Source organism: Streptomyces sp. CNQ329 (genome assembly GCF_000482585.1).
This window is the reverse complement of sequence record NZ_AXVU01000022.1, coordinates 110350-120204: the sequence shown is the minus strand read 5'-3', so window position 1 is coordinate 120204 and position 9855 is coordinate 110350. Positions and strand designations below refer to the sequence as shown.

At 72.7% G+C, this 9855-nt stretch carries 6 protein-coding genes and 2 pseudogenes; 5 read left to right on the top strand and 3 right to left on the bottom strand.

The features are described from left to right. Positions 1-1489 precede the first annotated feature (1489 nt). Together I003_RS0116960 and I003_RS0116955 are read right to left on the bottom strand one after the other, a co-directional pair. Positions 1490-2809 (bottom strand): annotated as a pseudogene (locus tag I003_RS0116960) (PQQ-dependent sugar dehydrogenase); the annotation flags it as partial. A 205-nt stretch (positions 2810-3014) separates the two neighbouring features. Then, a pseudogene (locus I003_RS0116955) lies at positions 3015-3548 on the bottom strand (3-keto-disaccharide hydrolase); the annotation flags it as partial. Between the two features lie 656 nt (positions 3549-4204). Between I003_RS0116955 and I003_RS0116950 the strand changes: the two are divergent. Further along, positions 4205-5029: a family 16 glycosylhydrolase gene (locus I003_RS0116950; RefSeq protein ID WP_027772597.1), complete on the top strand. Its 825-nt coding sequence runs from the start codon at positions 4205-4207 to the stop codon at positions 5027-5029. Between the two features lie 250 nt (positions 5030-5279). On the opposite strand, the gene I003_RS0116945 is transcribed toward I003_RS0116950, so the two are convergent. Continuing rightward, entirely contained in the window at positions 5280-5768 is a 489-nt protein-coding gene (locus I003_RS0116945) for a MarR family transcriptional regulator (RefSeq protein WP_199784309.1), read from the bottom strand. Positions 5769-5934: 166 nt separating this feature from the next. Between I003_RS0116945 and I003_RS0116940 the strand changes: the two genes are divergently transcribed. The 4 genes from I003_RS0116940 to I003_RS0116925 all read left to right on the top strand — a co-directional run bounded on the left by I003_RS0116940 (position 5935) and on the right by I003_RS0116925 (position 9676). Next, the gene (locus tag I003_RS0116940; RefSeq protein ID WP_027772595.1) at positions 5935-6360 is read left to right on the top strand and encodes a Rid family hydrolase; all 426 of its coding nucleotides are present in this window, start codon (positions 5935-5937) and stop codon (positions 6358-6360) included. Between the two features lie 119 nt (positions 6361-6479). Further along, positions 6480-7565: an S-(hydroxymethyl)mycothiol dehydrogenase gene (locus tag I003_RS0116935; RefSeq protein WP_027772594.1), complete on the top strand. Its 1086-nt coding sequence runs from the start codon at positions 6480-6482 to the stop codon at positions 7563-7565. Continuing rightward, the gene (locus tag I003_RS0116930; protein ID WP_027772593.1) at positions 7562-8179 is read left to right on the top strand and encodes an MBL fold metallo-hydrolase; all 618 of its coding nucleotides are present in this window, start codon (positions 7562-7564) and stop codon (positions 8177-8179) included. Before I003_RS0116935 ends, I003_RS0116930 begins: the two co-directional genes overlap by 4 nt. A 321-nt stretch (positions 8180-8500) precedes the next feature. Then, a complete protein-coding gene (locus tag I003_RS0116925; RefSeq protein WP_027772592.1) occupies positions 8501-9676 on the top strand; it encodes a lactonase family protein in 1176 nt (391 codons plus the stop codon). Positions 9677-9855: the final 179 nt, after the last annotated feature.

Sequence of the window (9855 nt, the reverse complement as noted above, 5' to 3'; positions counted from 1 at the left end):
ACGACACCGCCCCACCCCGACACGGACCCCACCGAGCCGGATGCCCCACGCACCACCGCCCACCCCGGCACGTAACCCCGCACCCGCTCCCGTCACGGACGAGCGCCCCCTCCGACGCGTACTCACGTACACCGGCCCACCCCACGCGCTAACGCCCGCCCTGGTGCGTACCCCCAGACCCGACTCGCGCACGCGACAGTCCAGTCACCGGCGCCGGTGACCCGGGCTCACTGTCAGAGCAGGCGCATACCCTTGGGCGGGCGTGAGGGGACGTGGGGATCCGGACGAACACCGGCGCCCCGCACCACCGGCACCCCCCGACACCGGCGTCCGTGCACCGACGCCCGCCCCCGGTGCGTAACCCCGGGCCCGGGCCCGCCGCACGCACGCGACGGGCCAGTCGCCGGCGCCGGTGCCCCGGGCTCTCTGTCAGAGCGGGCGCATACCCTTGGGCGGGCGTGAGGGGACGTATGGATCCGGGCGAACACCGGCGCCCCCGACACCGGCACCCCCGAGTGCCGGCGCCACCGACGTAGGCCCCCGTACTCCGGCTCGCCCCACGCGCCACCGCTCTCCCCGGCACCGCTCCTCGCCCCCGCACTGGGCCGCCTTCCGGCACCGGCCCTCGCCCCGACCCTGGTCCAGCCTCCGGCACCGGTCATCAGGGCTCACTGCCAAAGCGGGCGCATGTCCTTGGGCGGGCATGAGGGGGCATATGAACCGGGCGTGAGAGGGCGTGGGGCTCGGGGAAGCTGCGGTAACGCCCACGCCGTTCCCCCGCACGGGACTTAGGCCGACGCCGGTTCGCCCGCGCCCGGGACCGTGCCGACGCCGGTTCTCCGGCACCCGGGACCGTGCCGACGCCGGTGCCCCGGTCCCGGGACCGTGCCGTCGCTGGCACCCCGCAAGGGGACCCAGGCCGACGCCGATTCCACCGAAACCGGGACCAGGCCGAACACCGGTCCCCCAGACCCGGAACCGAGCCGACGCCGGCACCCGGCACCCGGACCCAGGTCGACGCCGATTCCACCGAAACCAGGACCAGGCCGAACACCGGCCCCCCGAATCCAGGACCAGACCGAACACCGGCCCCCGAACAAGGGCCGGCGCCGCGAGCACCCGGCCAGGACCCCCACCCCCGAGCCCGGTCACGAACCCCGCCCCCCGCGAAACCGGCCCACACCCCGGACCCGCGGAACCGGTCGCCCCCGAGCACGGTCCCGAATCCCCGCACCGCGAAACCGGCCCAAACCCCAACCCTTCGGAACCGGCCCGTCAGAAACCCGCGGAGGCGCCGCCGGGCGGAGGAGTTGCCCGGCGACGCCGATCGGCCGCGTTCCGGCTGCGCCTACCCGGCCGGCCCAGCCGCTACTCGCCACCGTCCGGCCGCGGATCAACCGCACTCGGTCACGTGCCAGCCGCCGCTCAGCACGCGACCCAACCGCCGCTCAGCACGCGGCCCAGCCGCCCCCGCTCACTACCCATCCGCCCCCTCGGCAACGTAATCGATGCGATAAATCCCCGCGTTGGTGTTCGTGCTCCCCCGGCCGACGCCACTGCCCTCGCCGAAGTCGATGACGTACAGCGAGCCGTCGGGCCCGAAAGCCGCGTCGAAGGGCTGGATCCAGCTCATGCCCTCGAAGACCGGGTCGATCGCCTGCAGTTCCCCGCCCGCGTACGAGAACGTCTTGAACCACTTGCGCGTCAGCTCGTAGTTGAACCACTTGCCGTCGTACGACTCCGGGAACTTCGTCGCGCTGTCGAGGTCCGGGTCGAAGTCGTACGCCGGGCCGCCCATCGGGCCGCCGCCGCCGGAGCCGAGCTGCGGGAACTCGGCGGAGGCCGCGTACGAGTACCAGACCTGCGCGGCGGTCGCCGGGGGCAACTGGGTCTTGCCCGTGTTGTTCGGCGAGTCGTTCACCGGCGCCGCGCAGTCGAACTTTCCGCCGGAGGTGCCGGCCGCGAAGTCGTAGTCGTTGAACGGGATGTTGTTGCCGACGCAGTACGGCCAGCCCATGTTGCCGGCCTTGGAGATCAGGTTGTACTCCACGATGCCCGCCGGACCGCGGTCCGGGTTCGCCTCGCCGGAGTCGGGGCCGTAGTCGCCGACCATCAGCGCGTCGGACGCCGGGTCGACGCTGATACGGAACGGGTTGCGGAAGCCCATCGCGTAGATCTCCGGACGGGTCTTCTTCTCGCCCTTCCCGAAGAGGTTCCCCTTGGGAACGGTGTAGGAGCCGCTGTCGGTGGGCTTGATGCGCAGCACCTTGCCGCGCAGGTCGTTGGTGTTGGCCGCCGTGGACTGGGCGTCCCAGGCGTGCCGGCCCTCGCGCTCGTCGGTCGGCGAGAAGCCGTCCGACTCGAAGGGGTCGGTGTTGTCGCCGGTGGCCGCGTACAGGTTGCCCTTGCTGTCGAAGGCCAGCGAGCCGCCCATGTGCACGTTGGCGCGGCCTTCGTCACGCCACGTGGGAATGGACAGCAGCACCTTCTGCGAGGCCGGGTCGAGCTGGTTGCCGTTCAGGGTGAACCGGGAGATGTCGACCTTCTTCTCGGCCTTGTCGGAGTGCATCACATACAGCCGATTGTTCTCCGCGAACGCGGGGTCGAGCGCGAGCCCGATCAGCCCGTCGGACTGGGTGGTGAACTCCAGCGGATAGTCGAAGTCGTACGCGGTGGTGATCTCCCGCGTCTCCTGGTCGACGATCTTCAGCTCCCCGGTGCGCTGCGCCCAGAGCACGCGCCCGTCCGGGGTGACGGCCAGTTCGAACGGGTCGGCGAGGTCGGAGTCGACCAGTGCGGTCCGGGTGAACCCGGCCGCGTTCGGTGCGCTCGCGCCGGTGGGCCCGGGCGCGGCCACGGCGGACGGCGTCGCCGCCAGTAAGGCGGGCAGGACGGTGAGCGCCGCGACGAGGGACAGGGATTTGATCGGACGGCTCATGAGGCTCCCAACGGTGGAGGGGGTAGGGCGGTACGGCGGGACAGCGAGTCGGCGGGACGACGGCCCCGCCTGCTCGTCACTTGCCATAGATGTCGATCACGATGTTCCGGAACGAGACCTCGTCCCCGGTGCCGTGGTTCTGCAGCCCGATGTGCCCGGGCCCGAGGCGGCGCTCGGGGACCGTGTCGGTGTAGTCGTTGATCTCCACGCCGTTGAGGTGCACGGTGAGCCGGTCGCCGGTGACGCGGAGGTCGTAGGTGTTCCACTCGCCCGGCGGCTTCAGCGCGGCGTCGCGGGCGGCGATGTCGGGCGACTGGAACCCGTACACCGCTCCGGTGGTGCGGTCGGGGGAGTCGGTGGCGTCGATCTGGACCTCGAAGCCGCTGTTGCGGATGGCGGGGTCGTCGCCGGCGGGAAAGCCGAGGTGCACACCGGAGTTGTCGTCGCCGGCCATGCGCCATTCGAGGGTCAGCCGGTAGTCGGTGCCGAACTCCCGGTCGGAGTACCAGATGAGCCCGAGGCCGCCGTACGAGGTGAGCGCCCCGTCGGCGAGGGTGAACCCGCCGGGCCCGGCCTGGCTCCAGCCTTCGGTACCGGTGCCGTCGAACAGGACCAGGCGCTCGGCGGCGGACCCGTCGGTTCCCGGGGCGGGGCCGGCCCCCGTGGCGGTGCCGGACCCGGGTGCGGAACCCGCCGCGGGGCCGGGCACCACAGCAAGGAGGCAACCTGCAACCGCCGCGACGAGGGCGGCGCGCAGAGAAGTGTGGCGGTGGGGGGTGAGCACAGTGATTCTCCTGAGATCACGAAGAAAGCGCTTTCTGACTGTGCTCTGTCAACGTAAGCCTCCTGCCGCCCGGGGTCAACGCCCTGGTACGTACCGGAAGTTGAGCCTCACCGCGGCAGTCGGCCGACCAGCAGTCCGGCACCGCACGTCGTCACAGACGGCCGTGCCTGGCCCCTCAAGCCGCGAGAACCGGTGGGCGGCCGTCGCGGTGGCCGGGACACCGCGTCCCCGCGGCGAGGGAGCCCGGCGGGGCGTGGAGAAGCGTCGTGGAGTCGGGACGCACGGGTGGGACGTGGTGACAGTCGGCATGGGTGCGGAATGACTCCCGGGGGGACGGGCGCGCGTGCTCGCGGCGGGCTCGCCGGGGAACGGCTGTTGTGCTTTCGTGGGAAGTCGGCGGGCGGTTTCGCGCAGGGGCCTCGCCTCCGCTCGCGTACGGCACGTGTCCGCAACCCGCGAAACCCGCGAAGGAAGGTCCCGCCATGCCGCTCGACCGCCGTACGTTCCTGCTCTCCTCCGGCGCCGCGCTCGCCGGCGGGGCCGCCGGCTTCGCCGGCGCCTCGCCCGCCGCCGCGCAGCCGGCTGCTCCGCTCGCGTGGGAGACCGTCATCGGCTCCGGAACTTTCGCCGACTACGGGGCCCTGCAGGCCGCGTGGAACTACCGCTACCCGTGGGGCTCCGACCACAACGGCTCCGCGCGCATGTACGCCGACGCCTCCGACCACAACCACGTCTATCTGGAGTCCGGCGGCGTCCTGGTGCTCAAGGCGTCGCGCATCACCTGGGACGAGGGCAACAGCAGCAGTGATCCCCACCTGCCCATCCGCTACCACTCCGGCGCCCTCCACTCCCAGGCACACGTGGTCGTCAGCGACACGTATCCGCAGTGGGAGGTCAAGGGCGAGTTCCAGGCGCCGTCCGCGCGTGGCACCTGGCCCGCGTTCTGGCTGACCGGCGTCAACGGCTGGCCGCCGGAGAGCGACATCCTGGAGTACAAGGGCGACGCCCGGAACTGGTTCAACACCTACGACGGCGGCTGGGACAACACCATCGTCCCCGTCTCCAACCCCGGCGCCTGGCACACCTACCGCGCCTGGATCGCCAAGGTGAGCGCCACCGACGTCGACATCCACTACTATCTCGACGGCGCCTGGGTCGGTCAGCACCGCGCCTCGAACTTCGTCGGTGCCCCCATGTGGATCATCATCAATCTGCAGATGGAAGGCTCCTCGGGCTCCCCCGGACCTTCCGGCGACACCTACTACCGCGCCCGCAACCTCTACGTCGGCCGGTCGAACAGCACCTGACGTCCGGGCTCCTCGGGGTAGGGGGACGATCCGGCCGACCGTCACGCCGACGCACCGCCGGCGTTCGCCACGACCGCGTCCCCCGCCCGACCGGAAGCCGGCGACCGGTCACGCGTCCGCTGCCGCTGCCCCGGGTGGGGCCGGCGCCCGCGGCGAGGTCCATCGAGCGCAGGACCCAGGTGTCCGGGGCCGGGAGAAGGCGTCGTCCGCGCCGCCTCACGGCCCCGTTGCGTTCGCCGCGGGACGGCTGTCAGCCGAGGCCGTCGGGGACGATGCGGAGTTTCTCCGCGATGCGGGCGAGGGCCTTCTGGTCGGCCGTGTCCAGCGAGTCGAGGACGACGCGGCGCACGGCGCGCAGGTGCGTGGGGGCCGCCCGGTGCACGACGTCGAAGCCGGCGTCGGTGAGTTCGGCGAGGGTGTAGCGGCCGTCGTCCGGGTCGGGCGCGCGCACGATCCAGCCGCGCTGCTCACAGCGCTTGACGACGTTCGACAGGCGGGAGAGCGACCCGCTGGCGAGGAAGGCGAGTTCTCCCATCCGCAGCTTGCGCCGCGGGGCCTCGGACAGGTGGCTGAGCACGAGGTACTCGAAGAGCGTGAGGCCGTGTTCCTGCCGCAGCGGCGGCTCCAGCTTGCCGGGCAGCAGCAGGACGAGGGAGATCAGCCCTGTCCAGGCCTCCTTCTCCTGCTCATCGAGCCATCGCGGTTCTTCGCCGCCCTCGTGCTGGTTCGTGCCGCTCATGAACCCTCCCGTGCCGCTCATGGACCGCTCCGCCCTCCGGTGGATCGTCCCGCCCCCGGCAGCGCCAGCGATCACTTTGCGCTTGAAGTCATTCCTTGCTAGGATCACTTTACGCGTGAACTCAAGCTTGAGGAAACGCACCCCTGGAACAGGAAGAGGAAGCTCCATGAGCACCGTCACCTTCGGCGTCACCCCGGGCTACGGCGAGAAGCTGAACGCGGCCCTCGGCTACAGCGGGGCCGTCCGCGTCGGAGACCGGGTCGAGATCTCCGGCCAGGCCGGGGTGGACGACGACCTGGTCATCCCCGACTCCCTGGAGGACGAGATCGTCCAGGCGTTCGACAACGTGGAGCGTACGCTCGCCACGGTCGGCGCGACCTGGCAGGACGTCATCCACGTCAACTCCTACCACAAGGTCGCTCCGGGCGCCGACGCGATCGGCGACGACCACAACGCGGTCATGGCCGAGCAGTTCCGCCGCCGCCTCGGCGAACGCGAGCCGATCTGGACCGAGACCGGCGTCACGGTCCTCGGCCTCGCCGCCATGCGGGTGGAGATCCGCGTGACCGCCATCGTCGGCTCCGGGAACTGAGCCGGAGCAATCCACCCCCGGGCCCCTCCCCCTCGCCAGGCCGCTCCCCGTCCGCCCGCCTGGCCGCCCCCGCGGGGCGGGGGACGTACTGTATGAGCCCCGCTACGAAGGGAGTGCTCATGCCCCAGGACGTACGAGCCGTCGTCGCGCGTGCGAAGAACGAGCCGGTGGAGATCGCCACCGTCATCGTGCCCGACCCCGGGCCCGGCGAGGCGGTGGTGGCGGTGCAGGCGTGCGGGGTGTGCCACACCGATCTGCATTACCGCGAGGGCGGCATCAACGACGACTTCCCCTTTCTCCTCGGCCACGAGGCCGCCGGTGTCGTGGAGTCCGTCGGCGACGGTGTCACGGACGTGGCGCCCGGCGACTTCGTCATTCTCAACTGGCGTGCCGTGTGCGGCCGGTGCCGGGCGTGTGAGCGGGGCCGGCCCTGGTACTGCTTCGACACCCACAACGCCACGCAGAAGATGACCCTCCAGGACGGCACCGAACTGTCGCCCGCGCTGGGTATCGGCGCCTTCGCGGAGAAGACCCTCGTCGCCGCCGGCCAGTGCACGAAGGTCGACCCCGAGGCGTCCCCCGCCGCGGCCGGGCTGCTGGGCTGCGGCGTGATGGCCGGCCTCGGCGCCGCGCTCAACACCGGCAACGTCGGCCGCGGCGACTCCGTCGCCGTCATCGGCTGCGGCGGTGTCGGCGGGGCGGCCGTCATGGGGGCGCGGCTGGCGGGCGCCGGGAAGATCATCGCGATCGACGTGGACGAGCGGAAGCTGACCACCGCGACCGGCCTCGGCGCCACCCACACCGTGGACGCGAGCGCCGCCGATCCCGTCGCGGCGGTACGGGAGCTGACCGGCGGCAACGGCGCCGACGTCGTCATCGAGGCGGTCGGCCGCCCGGAGACGTACAAGCAGGCGTTCTACGCCCGCGACCTCGCCGGGACCGTGGTCCTCGTCGGTGTGCCGACGCCCGAGATGAAGCTGGAACTGCCGCTGCTCGACGTCTTCGGCCGCGGCGGCGCGCTGAAGTCCTCCTGGTACGGCGACTGCCTGCCGTCCCGCGACTTCCCCATGCTCATCGACCTCTACCGGCAGGGCCGTCTCGACCTCGACGCCTTCGTCTCCGAGACCATCGAACTGGACGGCGTGGAGGCCGCCTTCGCCCGGATGCAGGCCGGCGACGTGCTGCGTTCCGTGGTGATCCTGTGAGCCCCGCCCGGATCGACCACCTGGTCACCTCCGGTACGTTCTCACTCGACGGCGGCACCTGGGACGTCGACAACAACGTGTGGATCGTCGGCGACGACACCGAGGCGCTGGTCATCGACGCCGCCCACGACGCCGACGCCATCGCCGCCGTCGTCGGCGACCGCCGCCTGACCGCCGTGGTCTGCACCCACGCCCACGACGACCACATCGACGCCGCCCCCACGCTGGCCGACGAGTACCGGGCCCCGGTCCTGCTCCACCCCGACGACCGGGTGCTGTGGGACATGACCCACCCCGACCGCGCCCCCGACGCCGACCTCGCCGACGGCGGGACGCTGTCGGTCGCGGGCACGGAGCTGACCGTCCTGCACACCCCCGGCCACGCGCCGGGCGCCGTCTGCCTGTACGCCCCGGACCTGGGCACCGTCTTCACCGGCGACACCCTCTTCCAGGGCGGTCCCGGCGCCACCGGCCGCTCCTACTCCGACCGTCCGACGATCGAGGCGTCCATCCGCGCACGGCTGCTGACGCTGCCCCCGGAGACGGTGGTGCGGACCGGGCACGGCGAGTCCACCACCATCGCGGCGGAGGCGGCCGGCGCCGAGGAGTGGTGAGGACCCGGCCCGCCCAGGAGCCGACGGTACGGAACGGACGTACCCGCGGCGCACCGTCACCCGGAGCCGGTGCACCCGCGGCCCGCCGTCCCCCGAGGCCGGCGTACCCCGGGCGCGCCGCCGCCACGGCACAGGCGTCCCCCCAAGCCCCCCGCCCGCGGGCGGGGGGCTCCGCGCGGCGTCGCCCGCCGGCGGGGCCTCCGCACGCCCCGCCGTCGCGGGCGGCCTTCCGGCGCCGTTGACCCGCCCCGGCGTCCCCGGCATGCTCATGGCCGGGACATGCCACCCATTCGTCACTCCATCCCCCACTGGAGGTCTTCCATGCCGTCCCGTCCCTCACGCCGCTCGCTGATCCTCGGCGCCGCCGGCTTAGGTGCCGGCGCCCTCGGGGCCGCCGGCGTCGGCGCCGCCCACGCCGGCCCGGCGCAGACCCCGCGGCCCGGCCCCCGCCCCCTCGCCCAGCGTCCGCTCTACCTCGGCACCTACGGTCAGGGCATCCTCGCCTGCACCTACGACACCACCACCGGTGCCCTCGCCGAGAGCGGCGGCGGTTTCGGCGACGTCACCAACCCCGACTTCCTCGCCCTCTCCCCCGCCGGCGACGTCCTCTACTCCACGGTCGGAAGCTGGCCCGAGGGCGGCGTACGGGCGTACGCCGTCGGCGCGGACGGCGCGCTCAGCGCGCTCGGCGGCGTGCAGTCCACCGGCGGCGCCGGCGTCACGCATCTGTCGGTGCACCCCGGCGGCGGGTATCTCCTCAGCGCCAACTACAACAGCGGCAGCGTCGCCGTGCACGCCATCGAGGCCGACGGCAGCGTCGGCGAGCGCACCGGCTTCGTCCAGCACTCCGGCTCGGGGCCCGACCCGGACCGCCAGGAGGGCCCGCACGCCCACCAGATCGTCACCGACCCGGCCGGCGGCTTCGTCTACGCCGTGGACCTGGGCACCGACTCCGTCCACACCTACGCGCTCGACACCGGCAGCGGCGCACTGTCGCCGGTCTCCGAGGCGAAGGCGGTGCCGGGCGCCGGGCCGCGGCACATGGTCTTCCACCCGAAGGGCACGTACGCCTACGTGGCCAACGAACTGGACAGCACCGTCACGGCGTACGCCCACGACGCGGCGACCGGCGGGCTGACCCGGCTGGAGAGCCTGTCCACCCTCCCCGGCGACGTGGATCCCGGCGGCAACGCCCCCGCGGAGATCACGATCTCCTCGGACGGCCGGTTCGTGTACCTCTCCAACCGGGGGCACAACAGCGTCGCCCGGCTCTCCGTCGAGGACGGGGGCGCGGCGCTGAGTCTGGTGGACACCGTGCCGTGCGGCGGTGACTGGCCGCGGCACATCACGCTGTCGCCCGACGGCGCGCTGCTCTACTCGGCCAACGAACGGGGCCGCACCATCGGCGTGTTCACCGTGGACGCGGAGAGCGGCGCGCTCACGGCGTCGGGCGAGCCGTTCGCGACGGCGTCCACGGGCTGCGTCCTGCCCACCTGAGCGAGGCCGACCCGCCCGCGGGCCCGTCACGTTGCGTCACCTGGCGACGGGCCCGCGGGGCCCGGGCACCGCCCTCGGGCCGCATGCGCCGGACACCGCTATGCGAACTGGCAATCGAACGCGTCCTCACACCCCCACGAGGGCGCCCGAGAGGTCAGGCGTGTCTTGTATGTCGCCCT

Bases quoted from the DNA above. Each gene is read 5' to 3' on its own strand.
- I003_RS0116950 (WP_027772597.1), top strand. From the start codon at position 4,205: ATGCCGCTCGACCGCCGTACGTTCCTGCTCTCCTCCGGCGCCGCGCTC.
- I003_RS0116940 (WP_027772595.1), top strand. From the start codon at position 5,935: ATGAGCACCGTCACCTTCGGCGTCACCCCGGGCTACGGCGAGAAGCTG.
- I003_RS0116925 (WP_027772592.1), top strand. From the start codon at position 8,501: ATGCCGTCCCGTCCCTCACGCCGCTCGCTGATCCTCGGCGCCGCCGGC.
- I003_RS0116945 (WP_199784309.1), bottom strand. From the start codon at position 5,768: ATGAGCGGCACGAACCAGCACGAGGGCGGCGAAGAACCGCGATGGCTC.
- I003_RS0116935 (WP_027772594.1), top strand. From the start codon at position 6,480: ATGCCCCAGGACGTACGAGCCGTCGTCGCGCGTGCGAAGAACGAGCCG.